The following is a 17,012-nucleotide window of genomic DNA, read 5'->3' on the forward strand; positions in this document are numbered from 1 at the left end:
AAGAACCTTTTTCTTCGTTAGATACTTAAATATTAATATTACTTTAAGGAAATATTCACCTACTAAGGAATTCATATTTAAGATTTTATTTTAACATACTACTCTTCTAGGATTAGGTTTAATGATAATTTTCCCTAAAATTTTAGGAGCGCTAAAATGCACTCCTAATTCATAAGCTTCTTATCTTTTATTTTTAACAGGCTGTTTTACACCGTAAATCTCCATAACCAAATCCTTAAAGGCCACTGGATCTCCCAAGATTGTAAAGAAAACAAATGCTGCAGGTATTAAAATACCAAGCCCTATCTTTTGAATTAAATTATATTCTTTGTTTCTCATAATTGCCCCTCCTATTCTTGAGGTAAATTAATTCATACCGTAAATTACTATAGCAACAATTATACCCTAAGCTTATATGAAATGTAATAGTTTCTCTTAAATTTTACACAATGTTAATCATAAGTTTTCAATCTATACTAAACTTTCAATTTAATCTTTCAAATTAAATATTTTGTCCATGATTTACCCTTTGTTATCTTTTCATTTTTTATTTTTTAGGGTTATAATGTTAAGTGTAAAACTTTTTATTAATAAAACATAGGGGGTACGTTTTAATGAGAATCGTAGTGTTAGAGCCTTTAGGAATATCAGGAGAAGAACTTTTAGAAATTGGATCTTCTTTAACAGATTTAGGTCATGAAATAATATCTTATGCAAGTAGACCTTGTAACGAAGAAGAGCTTCTTGAAAGGATTGAAGGTGCTGAGATACTAGTTGTTGCTAATATGCCTCTTAGCGGAAATGCTATAGCTTCAAATCCTAATATAAAGATGATTTCTGTTGCTTTTACAGGAGTTGATCATATAGATATGAAAACTTGCAGAGAAAATAACATAGTAGTTTGTAATGCTGCTGGATATAGCACATTTTCCGTAGCTGAGCTAACCTTTGGACTTATACTTTCAACTCTTAGAAATATAGTTCCTTTGGACAAAGCTACTCGTGAAAGCAAAACTAAGGATGGCTTTAGTCAAAATGAGCTTTATGGAAAAACTTTAGGTATTGTAGGAACTGGTGCTATTGGAATGAAGGTAGCGGAAATAGCTAAAGTATTTGGTTGCAATATTTTAGCTTATAGTAGAAGTAAAAGAGACAAGGCTTCTGACTTAGGAGTTAAATATGTAACTCTTAAAGAACTTCTTTCCGAAAGTGATATAGTATCTCTTCATGTTCCTTTGACAGAGGAAACCAAAGGGTTAATTGGAAAAGAAGAGCTCTCTCTTATGAAGCCTTCTGCCATACTTATAAATACAGCTAGAGGTCCTGTGGTAGATGAAAAAGCTTTATGTGAAGCCCTTGAAAATGAGCTTATTGCTGCCGCTGGCGTAGATGTGTTCGACATAGAACCACCACTTTCAGAAGATCATCCAATGCTAAAAGCTCCAAATACTGTGGTTACACCACATATAGCCTTTGCTACTAAAGAAGCTATTGTAAGAAGAGCAAACATAACCTTTGAAAATATTTCAAAATGGCTACAAGGAACTCCACAAAACTTGATGAAATAACCCTGAAAACACGGGAAATAACACCCCCGGGGGGCAAAGACCCCCGGGGGTGTTATTTCCCGTGTTTCCTGTCTAAATCTTCTTACCAATAAATAAGTATACCTTTGAATTCATGGGCATATACATACTTGCCATCATTAATTTTAACCCTTTTCAATATGGATTTTTCTACTTCTTTCAAATCATATTTCCCAAGAATTTTCTTTACATTATCTTTGATTAATTCTTCATGACTTTCATAAACAAAATCTCTCTTTAAATCAACTACTTCTACATTGGGATATAACCCCATTTCGTAAAGTATATTATATATGTGGATATAATCTCTTCTAGGTGAATCAATTTCGTATCCAACCTTTTCATGTAACTCTAAATAGTGTGGTCTATCTGGCCCTGAGGTCATACCTATTATACGTAAATTTTTACCACAGCTAGTCATTTTCTGAATCACATTTCTCATATCCTTCATCCTGTAGAAACAATTTACCCCAAGAACCACATCATAACTATCTTTAGCATGAAAATCTTCAAACTTAGAATGTATAAATTCCATATTGAAAATATTTCTTTTTTCAGCTTCACTGCCTACAAAGTTAATTACAGCTTTAGATATATCTATACAGGTTAACTTCTTTACTTTTTCTGCAATGGCATAACTATAATTACCCCACCCAGGTCCTATCTCTAACACATTATAGTCTTTATTAAGAAGTCCTACTAATCTCTCTCTTAAAGGAGCTATTTCCTTATCACCCAAGGCACCTTTTCGATTTTTGTTAAAAAAGTCCTGCCAGAACTTTTCCTCTTCTTCGTCCTTTTTCATCCTTTCTGAAAGCTGTCCCTCTCCATCCTTCATTCCTTCTAACCATAGCTTATTAAAATCTAAATTAAACTTGCAACCTAAATACATATTTATCTCCATTTCTGACCCCCGGGGGTGTATTTCCCAAGCCTATTTAGAAAACTTAAGTTTTTTAAATAGGCTTTATCCCATGACTAACCGCTCTAATAGACCCATCTTTTTCAAAGTAGGAATAAAGTGCGGCTACGTCCATGAATAACAACTTCTAAGCTTTAGAGAGAGTAAAAACTCCATCTAAAGGCGAAAACTCTATTATATAAATTTTTAAATACCCTTTAAAGGAACCACTCTAAACCCTAAATCATCCTTTAAGATTTTAACCTCAACCTCATATACATCCCTAATATTTTCTTCTGTTAAAACCTCTTCTGCCTCTCCAAAAGAATGGATTTTTCCGGACTTTAAAAGTATTAGTTTATTAGAAAACCTAGCTGCCATTTCTAAGTTATGCATAACCATTATCACTAATTTATTTTCCTTTTCAGATAGATTATTTAAAAGGTTTAATACCTCAAGCTGATATTTTATATCTAAAGCTGAGGTAGGCTCGTCTAACAATAATATATCTGGTTCTTGAACTAGAGCTTTAGCCATCATAACCTTTTGTCTTTCTCCTCCACTAAGCTCTGTTATATCCTTTTGAATCATAGACTGAAGTCCTAAATATTCAGCTACCCTCTCCACTACTTTCAAGTCCTCTTTAGTAACAGACCAACTCACATGAGGCTTTCTCCCCATAAGCATAACTTCCATTACATTTATCTTAAAAGAGCTATTATAATTCTGGGGTACATACCCCTGAATCTTTGCTAGTTCCTTTAGAGGTATGTCCTTTAAATTCATATCTTTTATAGTTATGTTGCCTTTTTTCACACTTAAAATATTGGCAATGGCCTTTAATAAAGTACTTTTACCCGCCCCGTTTGGCCCTATTATACTCACAATATCCCCTTTAAATAACTCCATATTTATATCCTTCAATATCTCCCTTGAAGAATAAGCAAAGCTTAAGTCTTTTATATCAAGTAGCGGCTTTTCTAAATTCTTATGTTTCATTATGCTCTCTCCTTTTACTCCCAATGTTTTTTATCCTTTTTAACCAATATATAGATAAAAAATGGCGCTCCAATTAATGAAGTCACAATACCTACTGGAATTTCTATAGGAGATATTATGGTTCTTGCTAAGGTATCTGAAAGTAGTAAAAGCAAAGCCCCTACAAAAGCTGAGCCAATAATTAGGTACTTATTATCTGAACCTAAAATGTTTCTACTAATATGTGGAGCAATGAGACCTACAAAACCAATTACCCCACTAAAAGCAATGGTTGCTGAAGCCATAAATGTCACCGTAATAAGGGTTAAAAGTATTGTTCTTTTAACATTTACCCCTAGGGTCTTTGCTATGTCCTCTCCCATGGACAAAGCATTTATATCCGAAGAATATTTAATGAGAATTATAAAGCAAAGAAGTATTACAGGTGATAATATCTTTATGTTTTTAAGATTAGCACCCCAAAATCCTCCCATAAGCCAAAGATCTAAATTTCTTAAAGCCTCATTATTGGAAAAATATTTAAGCACAGAAATTCCTGCGGAAAAAAGACTTCCTACAGCAACTCCTGATAATAATAGTATAGTTGTAGTTGCTCCTTTTATTTTTCCTATCAAATATACTAAGGCTAGAGACAAGGCTCCAAATACAAAGGCATTAAAAGCAATTAGAAAAGGAGAGGTCTGTACAAGCTTTAACCCAAATATACTTTTTCCCATAACAATGGCTATGGCCGCTCCAAAGGCCGCTCCACTTGAAACTCCTAAGGTATAGGGACTTGCTAGAGGATTTCTTAATATCCCTTGCATAACTGCCCCAGCAGCCCCTAAAGCCATACCTGAAATTACTGCTAACATAACTCTTGGAAATCTTATAGATAATATAACATATTGGGTCATTTCCTCACTTTGAAGTCCTAATATATCCCCAAATATGGCTACTAAAACCTGTTTAAAGGTAAACTTCATAGATCCTATGCTTATAGAAAACGTCATAGTAAATAAGGTTAATGCTATTAATATAACTAATATAAATTTTTTCTTTTTAATAAATTCCTTATAAAAACTTTCTATAGAGTAATTATTTTTATTTTCCATATGCGCCCCTCTAATAATTATTTTGAAATGGAGCTCTCTTGAAAGAACCCCATTTCCATTAATCTAATTCCTATTTAAAATCATCCTTTACAGAGTAAAACCATATGCCCTTATAGTCTGTTTCTATCCACTTTTCGAAGTATTCTTTAGCATATTTTAAAGCATCTACATCTTCAAATTTTTCAGGATATAAATATTTAGCTAATTGTAGTAATCCTATGGATCTTTTATTAGCCCCAAGCATATCTGTATGGAAAATATACATTTCTTTGTTTTTTCCTGCCTCTAATTTTGCTATAGTTTCATTTTTCATTATGTTTTCCACAACTTCTTTGAATTTACCTGGATCAGTTTCATTATATCCACCAAGCCAAGTTCCATTAAGAGTAATTACCTGTGGATTTTTACTTATAACATACTCACTATCAACATTTATTGTAGTACTTTTCTTAGTTGGGTCCCACTCTAGTTCACCTGCTGCGTCCATTCCTCCTGCAAGTATAGTGGCATACCCTTCCCCTACACCAGGCTTTCCTCCTTGAGATTTACTTGGAAATATGTTAAAGGTATTTTTAGAATTTAATGCTCCTGAAGAAAGAGCCATAACATTTTTTCTTTCATTATCTGGTATGCTCTTTACCCTTTCAGTTGTCAATTTTTCAAGATCATTTTTCCACTTTATGTACTCTTCTGCCCTATCAGCTTTATTAAATATTTTCCCTAATAATCTCATCTCTTCATCCATTTTTTCCGGTAGATAGTTATCTATTCTAACCACCTTTATGCCTACAGGTTCAAGCTTTTCTTCTAAAACTTCCGTATTTCTATTTGTGTGAGCAAAGACTATATCTGGCTTTAGACTTAACACTTCCTCTATATTTATCTTATCCACACCAAGATCAGGTAGCTCATTGAAACCTAGATAAGGATTATATTTAACAGTATTATCTCCAGTTGCAATTACCTTCTCTCCTACTCCTAATACCTTTAAAGCTTCAGAAGTTTGTCTATTTAAGGTTATTACTTTATTTACGGGTAAATTAATCTCTATGTCCTTTCCTGTGGAATCTTTTATAGATATCTTAGTTTCCTCTTTAGAATTATTTCCCGCGGGTTTAGTTTCACCATTTTTGGCACATCCGTACAAAAAGGTTACTGACAATATAAATATTAAAAATAAGGATAAAAGTTTTTTACTTTTTTTCATAGCTAGTCCCTCCATTTTCTGTGGTTTTAGTAATAAAATTCATTGAATTTCTATGATTTTGATAATAATATGCATTAAATATAACCATTGCTTGTGATAAATATCTTTAAATAGCTTAAACTTTAATGATTTTTTAATTTGCAATAAATTAAATAACTAGATTTATTACAAAACAAAAAATCTTCCAACACAAAAAGTTTGGAAGATACTAGCCATTTCTAATATTAATAAAAAGCATGATCTCCCCTCCCCTCGAAGGTTAATCGAAAAGTCTCTAGGCAGGTCTCCTGGCTCACGTTTCATCCTCCATCCTCCTTCCCAAAGATATATAATAATATCCTCAGTGGCAATAGAATTTCGTCCACGTATACAGTAGCGGGGCTGCAATGGCTTTTCACCACTTTCCCTTTTAAGCTTTCAACAGAAAGCACCTAAAACTTACAATATTTTCTTTTCCAATTTATTATATATTCAATTGAGAACAATAGCAATAGAAAACTGGACCCCCGGGGGTGTTATTTCCCAACTATGTATTAATTATTATAAGCTTATCTTTATATATAAAAAGATATAGGATAATAGTCATATCAAACTATCATCCTATATCTATACTAATATTTATATACTTTTAAATCTCTAATACTTTATTTTAAACTTTGATTACCTTTTACTATTTCCCAAAACCTAGCCACAGATTTTTATATTAACTCTTTTATTTTTTCTAAAACTCCGTTTTCTTTATTGCTTTTAGCTATAAATCTAGCGTGTTTTTTAACTCCTTCTGGGGCATTTTCCATGGCATAACTATAATATCCTGCACTTAACATCTCTACATCATTGAAGTAATCTCCAAATATAGCAGTTTCTATTTCGTCTATATTAAATTTTTTTTGTATGAGCTTTACAGCTTCTCCTTTATTAGCATCTTTATTATATATGTCTAGCCACTCAAAGCTAGATACTGTAACCTTAAGCCTATCACTCCATTTAGGTGAAAGAATCTTGTTTATATTATCTTCTGAGCCTTTAAGGTCTAATATGGCAGTTTTTAATATATCATCCTCTACTTTATGCAAATCTTCCACCACTTTAAGTTCATGGTAATATCTATGCATCTCTTTAAGTATATCTTCTCTATCTGTGGTTGTATAAGCAGATTTTTTACCACAAAGAACTAAATAAGCATCTTTTATAGGCTTAACATCTTCTATTATCTCACTTACATAGCTTTTATCAATAACATTAGCATAAAGCTCTTCGTCTTCATACATTACTATAGTTCCATTTTCTGCTATATAAATTATATCATGATTAAGTTCTCTGAAAGAATACTTTAATTGATGATACTGCCTTCCACTTGCCACAGCAAATTTTATATCTTTATCTACCATATCTTGAAAAACCTTATAAAACTCTTTAGGCATTTCTCCATTTTCATCTAATAAAGTTCCATCCATATCTGTTGCTATAAGTTTTATCATATATTTTATCCTACTCCTTTTAAGGTACCTTCAAATAAATAACTAGTAAGTATTCTTTCCTTTTTTTACTATCCTCTCTAAGTAGAATTATCTAATAACCGTAATTTTATTGTAATTCCTAAGTACAATCACTTATTAATAGAAGTTCTACTTTAATTCCTAGGTAGGATCAGTTATTCTCGGCTGTTCTACTTTAACTTCTAAGTAATATCATTTAATAACAGCGGTTCCATTTTAAATTCCAAGTAATGTCATCTAATAACAGCGGTTCCACTTTAAATTCTAAGTAATATCATTTAATAACAGCAGTTTTACTTTAATTCCCAAGTAACATCAGCTAATAGCAGCAGCTCTACTTTAATTCCCGAGTAACATCAGATAATAACAGACATTCTACTTTAACTCATAACTAAGATAAGTTAATAGCAGTGGCTCTACCTAATAATTTTTAGGGATCTTTAACTAGTTATTTATTCTATAATACCTAATAATTTTTCTTCTATATATTAATGCAAAGTAATCTAAATTTTACTAAAACATCTATGATATATTATAAATACAATATATCATAGATGTTTTAAAATTTTAATGGATTCTTTTGTTAAAATACTTATCTAAAGGTTTTTTCATTATAACTTTTGTAAATCTCATCATAAGTGGGGATAGCGCTATAAGACCTAATGCCATAGCTAAATAATAAAAATCCACAGCATATATGATGAAGAATTTTCTTGAAATAGGAATTATAAAACTTAATATGAAAATTCCTATTATAGTTCCACTTAATAAGGCTTTAAATTTTGTATAGGGCATAGAAACCTTAATCAAAACTATTAAACTAATTCCGCCCATAACCATAAGTGTTAAGGTTCTTGCCTGCTCTATGGATAGATTATTATAATAAGCGGAAAGAAATATAATAATAGTACTTATGGCTATTACTATTCCATTAGGCACAGTTTCTTCTAAAAGCCTTTTTAGAAATCCTTCTTTTACGATATTCTCATTAGGTTCCATAGCTAAAAAGAAAGAAGGTATTCCTATACCTACAGTTCCAATTAATGTAAGCTGTATAGGCATTATAGGATAAGGTAAAAGCAATAAGCAAAATACTATAGACATTATAATTGAATATACCATCTTACTTAAATATAGGTTAGAAACCTTTTCTATATTATTAATGGTTCGTCTGCCCTCGGCTACCACATGGGGTAAAGCATTAAAATTAGACTCTAAAAGCACCAACTGCGCCACTGCCTTTGTAGCATCACTTCCTGAAGCCATTGCAATACCACAATCTGCTTCCTTTAAAGCTAATACATCATTTACTCCATCTCCAGTCATAGCCACAGTTTTTCCATCTCTATGCAAGGCTTTAACTATAGCTTTCTTTTGATGAGGTGTGGTTCTCCCGAATACTGTGGTTTCTCTTACTACTTTTAAAAGTTCCTCTTCATCTTCTGGTAGATATCTAGCATCCACATAGTTTTCAGCATTCTTTACCCCTGCTTTTTCAGCCACAGAAGAAACAGTTACAGCATTATCTCCTGAAATTATTTTTATATCCACCTTTTGTTTATTAAAATAGCCTAAAGTTTCTGCTGCATCTTTTCTTATTATATCTTCAAATAAAACTAAAGCCACACCTTCCATATCCTTTGGTAATTCATCAGCTAATTCTCCACTGTTTATCTTAGCAAGAATTAAAACCCTTCTACCTTTTTTAGCTTCAATTTCTATTTGATCTTTTAATCTATCATAAGAATCTCTTAATATAACCTCAGGAGCTCCTATTACCCATTTTTCTCCTGTAGAAAATTCAACTCCGCTCCACTTTCTAGCAGAATTAAAGGGAATAGTTTTCTTTACCTCTATAGCTTTATAAGATTCATATTTTTCCTTAATAGCTTTTAAGGTAGAGTTAGAGGTAGCAAAAGATTTTGATAGAGAACCTAAAATTTCTTCTATTTCCTCTAAATTATAACTGCTTAAAGGGATTATTTCCTCTAGCTTTAGTTTTGCTTCAGTTATAGTACCAGTTTTATCTAAACATAAAGTATCCACCCTAGCTAATATTTCTGTAGCAGGTAATTCCTGCACTAAGGTCTTCCATTTAGATAATCTAATTACAGACACCATAAAGGCTGCTGTTATAAGAAGTACAAGCCCCTCTGGAATCATTCCAACTATACCAGATATGGCACTTACAGAAGCCTGCCTCCAATCTTTACTTGTATTAATAATCTGTGTAACTATAAGTAAAATTCCAATGGGTATTATAAATTTTATAGTGAGCTTTAATATTTTATCAGTTACCAGTTGAAGCTCAGATTTAGCAAGCTTAAACTTCTTTGCCTCTTTAGCAAGTTTTGCAGCATAAGTATCATCTCCTACCATTTTAGCCCTAACATAACCGCCTCCACCAAGAACTAAACTTCCAGCAAAAATCATATCTCCTTTTTCCTTTTTCATGGCATCAGATTCACCTGTAAGAAGAGATTCATCTAGTTCTATATAATCTCCAGTTAAAAGTTCGGAATCAACCACTACCTGCTGTCCTTCTCCAAGAAAAATGATATCATCTACTACTACTTCATCTACATTAATTTCTTTTCTAATACCATTCCTAATAACTGTAACAGTAATGGCATTAAGAACAGATATCCTCTCCACTATCCTTTTAGCCCTCAGCTCCTGCACAATACCTACAAGAGAATTTGTTATTATAACCCCTGCAAATAGACCATTTTTAGGAGAACCCGCCAAAAGAACCAATATTAATAATATTAAATTTATAGCATTAAACAGTGTAAATACATTGCTTCTTATTATATCTTTAACTGACTTTGAAGTAGCATTTTTACTCTTATTAACCCTGCCTGACTTTACACGCTCTTTTACCTCTACATCACTTAACCCTGAATATACTTCCTGCTTTCCAGTTGATTTTTGAGCTTTTTTCTTTAACCCTTTTCTAAGGGATAAAGCAGTATCATTAAGCATTTTATCCTCTCCTAACCTAAGTTCCTCTATAATACCCATCTAACTCCTTCTAAGCCATAATTAATCATTATTCTTTTCTAATATCCTTTTAAGTTTCATCAATAGGCTTATGTTACTACTATAACCTACATTAGAATTTTAAATTATCTTATAAAAAAACTGTAACAATGGAATTACGTCCTATCTCTAAACAGCTTTAAATATGTTTAAAATTAAAATAAAACCCATACTGAAGATTTCTTTACGACATAGATCTTTTTATCCCATGAATACCCGCTCTAATATTCCCATCTTCTTCAAGGTGGTAATAAAGAAAAGCTTCATCCCTGAATAAGGATTTATAAGCTTTAGGGGGAGAAAAATTCCCTCTAAAGACAAGAATTCTATTTATCCCATGACTATCCACCCTACTATTTCCATCTTCTTCAAAGTAGAAATAAAGAAAGGCTATGTCCCTGAATAAGTATTTCTAAGCTTTATTTATTGTAAAAACCTCTATAAAGGTAATAACTCTCTTTATGTCAGAGATACCTTTATCACATATTCCCATAAAAGATAGCTTTCTCTCATGTAAAAAAATGTATTCTTCAAAAGTAAGTTCTACCTTAACCTCTAAACACCTCATATATATAAATTATATCTACTAAAAGTTTTCCTATCCATCTACCTAGATTACAATCTTGTTTTTTATCTTACAATATTGTAAGAGTTAATGTTAATCATAAGGTTTAATTTTAGTTTTAGCGGATTGATATTTTTTATCCTATAAGCACATTACCTAATACTACATAAACCATCTAATTATCTACGGTAATACCATATTATACTATCAACAGTGAAGGTAAAATCAAGGCTTATTAGAATATTTAAGAAAAACTTTAGATTTGATGTGTAATAAAAAAACAGACATATAACCTCCATCATACGTCTGTTAAAACTTTATTTTATTCCATAATTAAATGAAAAACATATAATCTCCATCTTCCTTTTGCTTTTCATATTGATTTACCAATTCATATAATGTGATCTCCTTTAATCTGGTTTCAATCACATTGTCAAGGGGTTTAAAAACAGATATCTGCATGGTAGATTCTAGTTGTGGTAGTTTACTTTGAACAGTTTCTTCTGCTTTCTCAAATAAAGAAGTTTCAATAGCTGACAAAACATCAAATACTGTTACATATTTAGGCATTTTGGCCAACCTGTATCCTCCTTGTGCACCCTTAATAGAAGTAACTACTTCTGCTCTTTTTAACAAAGAAAATGTCTGTTCTAAATAAATTTTTGATATGCCAAGTGATTCTGATATTTTTGAAATTGTAATATATTCTCCATTGTCATGAAGTTGTGCCATATAAATCACTGCTGCCAAACCATAACGACCCTTTGCTGATACTCTCACTATACTCACCCATTTCATAGTTCTTTAATATTATTTATATGTTACATATAAATAATATTAAAGTCAATATCATACTAAACATATATGTATTGAAAATAGTTTTTGAAAATCTATTGACTTTTTACTTATACGGAGCTACAATCTATATCATACTAAACATATATGTATTGTATATTTTAACGTTAGGAGCTAAGTTATATGGATATTAACTTTATTTTAAAAAACATCCCTCTTTACATAAAAGCTACAAAGCTTACTCTTACTCTAGCTTTTTGGGGCGTTTTACTATCAGTTTTCATAGGATTTATCTGTAGCTTAATCATTTATTATAGAGTAAAAATTTTAAGGCATATTGTTAGTTTTTATATTGAACTTTCACGAAATACCCCTCTTTTAATTCAACTGTTTTTCCTTTATTATGGGTTGCCTAAGATGGGTATAAAGCTAGAATCCTACACCTGTGCCATAATTAGTCTTGCCTTTCTTGGTGGAAGTTATATGGCTGAGGCATTTCGTAGTGGATTTGAAGCAGTAAGCAAAATTCAAATTGAATCTGGTCTTAGTATTGGACTTACAAAGATACAACTGATTCGATATGTAATATTGCCACAAGCCTTTTCAGTTGCAGTGCCTGCCCTAGGTGCTAATGCAATTTTTATATTAAAAGAAACATCAATTGTCAGTGCCATTGCCCTTGCTGATTTAATGTTTGTAGCTAAGGATTTAATTGGAATGTATTATAAAACAACGGAAGCCCTAGTTATGCTTGTAGGAGCTTATCTTATTATTTTATTACCATTATCATTCCTACTTACATTAATTGAAAGGAGGGTCCGTTATGCAGAACTTGGGAATTAATATACTTTTTGAAGGAAATAATTTATCTAGACTTTTTTCTGGACTATGGGTAACTGCACGAATTGCACTTATTTCTATTACTATTTCTTGTATACTGGGTATTATTTTTGGAATTATTATGACCTCTAATAATAAACTCATAAGAGTCCTATCTAGAGTTTATCTGGAAGCTGTAAGAATTATTCCTATACTAGTATGGCTATTTATTTTCTACTTTGGACTTACTAAAGTATTGAACATTCACTTAGCTGGTGAACTTGTTTCTATAATCGTGTTCACCCTATGGGGCACAGCGGAAATGGGTGATATTGTAAGAGGTGCTATTACCTCTCTTCCAAAGCATCAAAAGGAAAGTGGTAAATCTATCGGTCTTACCGATAATCAAATTTACTTTTATATTATTATCCCTCAAGCATTACGTCGACTAATCCCTACAGCTATCAATCTTGCTACTCGTATGATAAAGACTACATCTTTAGTGGTACTTATCGGAGTTGTTGAGGTACTGAAAGTTGGTCAACAGATAATAGAAGCATCAATTATTAAGAATCCATCTGCTTCCTTTTGGATTTATGGATTTATATTTTTTCTGTATTTTATAATCTGTTATCCTATATCCCTTTTCTCAAAAACACTAGAAAAAAAGTGGCAAAACTAAGGAGGTGGTGTTATGACATCCCAAAATAAATTATTAGAAATCCAAAATTTAAATAAACAATATGATGATACAAAGGTGTTATCTGATGTTTCTTTCAATGTACATAAGGGAGAAGTTGTTGTTCTTTTAGGAGCATCCGGTTGTGGTAAAAGTACCTTATTAAGATGTATCAATGGGCTAGAGGAAATCCAATCAGGTGAAATCAAATTAAATGGTGAAATAATTAATGAAAATGATACAAAATGGCATCTGGTTAGACAAAAAATTGGAATGGTTTTTCAAAACTATGACCTATTCCCTCACATGACTGTAATGGAAAACATTCTTTTAGGTCCTTTAAAGGTACAGAAAAGAAACAAATCAGAGGCTACTAGTCAAGGATTAAAGCTCTTAGAAAGAGTAGGGCTACTAGATAAGAAAGATGCCTACCCAAGACAGCTCTCTGGTGGACAAAAGCAAAGAGTAGCTATTGTGAGATCCCTTTGTATGAACCCAGAAATCATGCTATTTGACGAGGTAACTGCCTCCTTAGATCCAGAGATGGTACGTGAAATTCTTGATGTTATGTTAGAACTTGCAAAAGAAGGAATGACCATGATTATTGTTACCCATGAAATGGAGTTTGCTAAAGCTGTAGCTGACCGCATTATATTTATTGATGGCGGAAAAATCGCAGAAGAATCAAGTCCAGAGGAATTTTTTGCTACCCCTAAAACGGAGCGTGCACAAAGATTTTTAAATATATTTAATTTTGAAAGAGGTGCTTTATAATGAAAAAATCTAGTAGAATTTTGTACATACTGTCTACCCTTATTCTTACAATGGGTGTATTAGCTGCTTGCTCAAAGCCTAATACTTCAAGTAAGATTGATGAAATTAAGAAAAATGATAAGATTAAAATTGGAGTATTTAGTGACAAGCCACCTTTTGGATATGTAGATTCTAATGGCAATAACCAAGGTTTTGATGTGTACATTGCAAAGCGTTTTGCAAAAGATCTACTTGGTGATGAAAACAAAGTTGAGTTTGTATTAGTAGAAGCTGCAAGTAGAGTTGAATATTTGCAATCAAACAAAGTTGATATCCTTCTTGCAAACTTTACCGTAACCGATGAAAGAAAAGAAAAAGTTGACTTTGCTAACCCTTACATGAAAGTATCTTTAGGTATTGTTTCTCCTGATAGTGAACCTATAACTAATATAGATCAACTAAAAGGTAAAAAACTTATTGTTAATAAAGGTACAACTGCTGAATCATATTTTACAAAAAACCATCCTGATATTGAATTACTAAAATACGAACAAAACACAGAAGCATTCCAGGCCTTAAAAGATGGTCGTGGTGTAGCACTTGCCCATGACAACACATTACTTTTTTCTTGGGCTAAAGAAAACAAAGGCTACACAACAGGTATCACTAGCCTTGGAAACCTAGATACAATTGCACCTGCTGTAAAAAAAGGAGATACAGAACTTCTTAATTGGGTAAATGATGAATTAACAAAGCTTGGAGAAGAAAATTTTATGCAAAAGGCTTACGATGAAACATTGCTTCCTGCTTATGGAAAGGATATTGATCCTAAAGAAGTTATTATTGAAGGCGGTAAACTTCAGTAAGATCTTAAAGTAAGATTATTAATTATACAAAATTATCTAGTCTTTCTATAAAGTAAAATGCTACCTAACTTATAAGGTAGCATTTTATTTTTATTTATAATGCTCTATTTTATCATAGGCTACATCTTATTTTTCTTATGGTGTTCTATTTTATATAGGTAATAGTATTCTCTCTTCTTATAGGTCCATTAGTTGAATTATTTTTCTTATATCCAAGTGCTACTGCGTGTATCTGTCTAAATCCTTCTGGTATCTTCAGTTCATAAAGAAAATCTTTTCCTTCTTCACTGTTTAATAGGTATTCAATGAATCCAATCCAGCATGAACCAATCCCTAAAGACTCTCCAGCTATTAACATATTTTCTACCGCTGCTGCACAGTCAATTGGAGAATATCTATTATCTATTTCTCCAGAAACTAAAATTACCGTTGGTGAATTGTAGAACACATGGAAGTTCTCATTGTTTGCAAATTTTCTAAGATATTCATTATCGGATTTTTTGCCAAACTCTTTAAAGCTATAATTTAATCTATCTATTAGATCTTTATTCTGAACTACTGTAAAATGCCAAGGCTGCTTATTAGTGGCACTAGGTGCATAAATACCAGCTTCTAATATAGCATTTAGCTCTGATTCTTTGATTTGCTCTGGTAAAAAGTTTCTAGTACTTCTTCTATTTCTTATGGTTTTTAAAACTTCATTCATATTAAACTCTCCCTATTAATTTACTTTTATTTAATTCCACTCTAAATGTATGTTATATTATACATTTATTATAACCTAATATGATGTGAAGTTATAAGTACGCACTTTTAAGTAAGATATTATGAAAAAACATATGAATGGAGTTTTTAACTATTAACATGAAATGTACTTAATAACTCTTAGCTTTTTTTACTTAGTGTATTTTCTACAAAAGATTTTTTCCGATGCTTTAATCCCTGATATACTCTCTCCTGCAATGCACCAACAATGAAAAAACTAATGGATAACCCCATTAATATACCCATTACCATCTTGGGTACATCAAAAAAGCAGTTAAGTATAAGAGATATAGTAAATGCTCCCCAACCTATTTTTAGCTCTTTTCTCATTTCTGTTTTCATATCCTTACCTCCTTATAATTTGTGAGAATAATATAGCATTAATACTTTTCTTGTAATGAACAAGAACAAGCTACATCCTACTAAAGTCCAAAATATGATTTCGTTAAAATATCCAGCTATAATAGCCGTAATCAATATTGCAATTGCACATATAAAAATAACTTTACAGAATTTATCAAATTATACCATTTATAGTGAGTAAATGGTATGTGTTATTTTTACGTTTATTGGCTATATATTTAAAAAAGAAGCATCCGTAGGTTTTTTATAGAAATCTACGGATGCTTCTTTTTACAAATCTATCTACTATCTCAAATCCCAATCTTTTAAACTGTTTTTCATATCAGCTTAACAGATTCTAATTATTATCAGTTTAAATTAATAAAACTTCACAAATTCAGCAGTTGGTTTTCTGTAACCTCTTATTTTACTACTGCTTTTATCCATTTTACCCATTGTAATCATGATAACTGGCACTTCACTTTCTGGTATATTTAATAATTCTTTAATTTTATCTTTTTCAAAATATATCATTGGGCATGTATCCCATTCTTTATTTTTAGCTAGTAACATAAATAACATTGCTGATAAAGATGCATTTCTGATGGCTTCATCATGCTTAAATCCTTCTCCCCAACCTTCATAAAGATTATTAATAGTATTAATCATAATTTCATACTGAGTTTTATCAAGCATTCCTAGCATCATAGATCCTTCGTAAATTTTATCTGCTGATAAGTAAGCATTTTTATCTCCTGTAATTATTATGGTTGCTGAGGCAGTTTTAATTTTATATTGCTTAAAGGAAGCCTCATAAACTTTTTCTGTAAGATCCTTATCTTCTACAACATAGTACTTAGCATGTTGTAGGTTAAATGCAGATGGTGCCAATGATAGTTCTCTAAATATATCATTAAAATCTTCTCTAGGTATTTTAATATTTTCAATAAATTTATTAGCTGATCTTCTCTCTCTAACAGTTTTTAAAAAATCACTCATTAAATAACCCCCATTTTATTACATTTATACGAAATAAATAGATACTTCTATTTACTTTATTAATGTTTTTTATTTTTTAAAAATATCTTTACTTAAACTAG

16 protein-coding genes and 1 riboswitch are annotated in these 17,012 nt (G+C 31.4%); of the genes, 5 read left to right on the top strand and 11 right to left on the bottom strand.

The genetic code is table 11. From position 1 onward, the window contains the following. Positions 1–180: 180 nt before the first annotated feature. Entirely contained in the window at positions 181–339 is a 159-nt protein-coding gene (locus tag KQI89_RS15320) for a hypothetical protein (RefSeq protein ID WP_216457811.1), read from the bottom strand. Positions 340–614: 275 nt separating this feature from the next. On the opposite strand from KQI89_RS15320, the gene KQI89_RS15325 reads away from it, so the two are divergent. Then, on the top strand, positions 615–1,568 hold the full coding sequence (locus KQI89_RS15325; protein ID WP_032122977.1) for a 2-hydroxyacid dehydrogenase: 954 nt from the start codon (positions 615–617) through the stop codon (positions 1,566–1,568). An 82-nt stretch (positions 1,569–1,650) separates the two neighbouring features. On the opposite strand, the gene KQI89_RS15330 is transcribed toward KQI89_RS15325, so the two are convergent. The 7 genes from KQI89_RS15330 to KQI89_RS15360 all read right to left on the bottom strand — a co-directional run bounded on the left by KQI89_RS15330 (position 1,651) and on the right by KQI89_RS15360 (position 11,673). Next, positions 1,651–2,490 carry a class I SAM-dependent methyltransferase gene (locus tag KQI89_RS15330; RefSeq protein WP_216457812.1) on the bottom strand — a complete coding sequence of 280 codons (840 nt, stop codon included), beginning with the start codon at positions 2,488–2,490 and terminating at the stop codon, positions 1,651–1,653. Between the two features lie 204 nt (positions 2,491–2,694). Next, a complete protein-coding gene (locus KQI89_RS15335; protein WP_216457813.1) occupies positions 2,695–3,486 on the bottom strand; it encodes an ABC transporter ATP-binding protein in 792 nt (263 codons plus the stop codon). 14 nt (positions 3,487–3,500) lie between these two features. Continuing rightward, the gene (locus KQI89_RS15340) at positions 3,501–4,580 is read right to left on the bottom strand and encodes a FecCD family ABC transporter permease (RefSeq protein WP_216457814.1); all 1,080 of its coding nucleotides are present in this window, start codon (positions 4,578–4,580) and stop codon (positions 3,501–3,503) included. Positions 4,581–4,650: 70 nt separating this feature from the next. Continuing rightward, on the bottom strand, positions 4,651–5,787 hold the full coding sequence (locus KQI89_RS15345; protein ID WP_216457815.1) for an ABC transporter substrate-binding protein: 1,137 nt from the start codon (positions 5,785–5,787) through the stop codon (positions 4,651–4,653). A 260-nt stretch (positions 5,788–6,047) separates the two neighbouring features. Next, a riboswitch (cobalamin riboswitch) is annotated at positions 6,048–6,237 on the bottom strand. Positions 6,238–6,485: 248 nt separating this feature from the next. Beyond that, positions 6,486–7,268: a Cof-type HAD-IIB family hydrolase gene (locus tag KQI89_RS15350; protein ID WP_216457816.1), complete on the bottom strand. Its 783-nt coding sequence runs from the start codon at positions 7,266–7,268 to the stop codon at positions 6,486–6,488. A gap of 585 nt (positions 7,269–7,853) precedes the next feature. Continuing rightward, positions 7,854–10,310, bottom strand: coding sequence for an HAD-IC family P-type ATPase (locus tag KQI89_RS15355; protein ID WP_246583145.1), 2,457 nt, complete (start codon positions 10,308–10,310; stop codon positions 7,854–7,856). Positions 10,311–11,226: 916 nt separating this feature from the next. Further along, positions 11,227–11,673 carry an RrF2 family transcriptional regulator gene (locus KQI89_RS15360; protein ID WP_216457817.1) on the bottom strand — a complete coding sequence of 149 codons (447 nt, stop codon included), beginning with the start codon at positions 11,671–11,673 and terminating at the stop codon, positions 11,227–11,229. A 198-nt stretch (positions 11,674–11,871) separates the two neighbouring features. Between KQI89_RS15360 and KQI89_RS15365 the strand changes: the two genes are divergently transcribed. Genes KQI89_RS15365 through KQI89_RS15380 form a run of 4 tightly spaced genes read left to right on the top strand, consistent with a single transcriptional unit; the run spans position 11,872 to position 14,805 of the window. Further along, a complete protein-coding gene (locus KQI89_RS15365) occupies positions 11,872–12,531 on the top strand; it encodes an amino acid ABC transporter permease (protein ID WP_216457818.1) in 660 nt (219 codons plus the stop codon). Then, entirely contained in the window at positions 12,512–13,189 is a 678-nt protein-coding gene (locus KQI89_RS15370; protein ID WP_216457819.1) for an amino acid ABC transporter permease, read from the top strand. The genes KQI89_RS15365 and KQI89_RS15370 overlap by 20 nt, the downstream gene beginning before the upstream one ends. Positions 13,190–13,201: 12 nt before the next feature. After that, positions 13,202–13,960 (top strand): amino acid ABC transporter ATP-binding protein, encoded by a 759-nt coding sequence (locus tag KQI89_RS15375; protein WP_216457820.1) that lies wholly within the window; start codon positions 13,202–13,204, stop codon positions 13,958–13,960. Further along, complete coding sequence (locus KQI89_RS15380; RefSeq protein WP_216457821.1) at positions 13,960–14,805, top strand: cysteine ABC transporter substrate-binding protein; 846 nt, start codon at positions 13,960–13,962, stop codon at positions 14,803–14,805. Before KQI89_RS15375 ends, KQI89_RS15380 begins: the two co-directional genes overlap by 1 nt. Before the next feature lie 145 nt (positions 14,806–14,950). On the opposite strand, the gene KQI89_RS15385 is transcribed toward KQI89_RS15380, so the two are convergent. The 3 genes from KQI89_RS15385 to KQI89_RS15395 all read right to left on the bottom strand — a co-directional run bounded on the left by KQI89_RS15385 (position 14,951) and on the right by KQI89_RS15395 (position 16,911). Continuing rightward, complete coding sequence (locus KQI89_RS15385) at positions 14,951–15,511, bottom strand: nitroreductase family protein (RefSeq protein WP_216457822.1); 561 nt, start codon at positions 15,509–15,511, stop codon at positions 14,951–14,953. A 179-nt stretch (positions 15,512–15,690) separates the two neighbouring features. Next, positions 15,691–15,912, bottom strand: a complete 222-nt coding sequence (locus KQI89_RS15390) for a hypothetical protein (RefSeq protein WP_216457823.1) — start codon at positions 15,910–15,912, stop codon at positions 15,691–15,693. A gap of 378 nt (positions 15,913–16,290) precedes the next feature. Further along, positions 16,291–16,911, bottom strand: coding sequence for a nitroreductase family protein (locus tag KQI89_RS15395; protein ID WP_216457824.1), 621 nt, complete (start codon positions 16,909–16,911; stop codon positions 16,291–16,293). Between the last annotated feature and the right edge of the window lie 101 nt (positions 16,912–17,012).

Origin of the sequence: Clostridium simiarum (assembly GCF_018919175.1) — a bacterium.
Lineage (GTDB): Bacteria > Bacillota > Clostridia > Clostridiales > Clostridiaceae > Clostridium_L > Clostridium_L simiarum.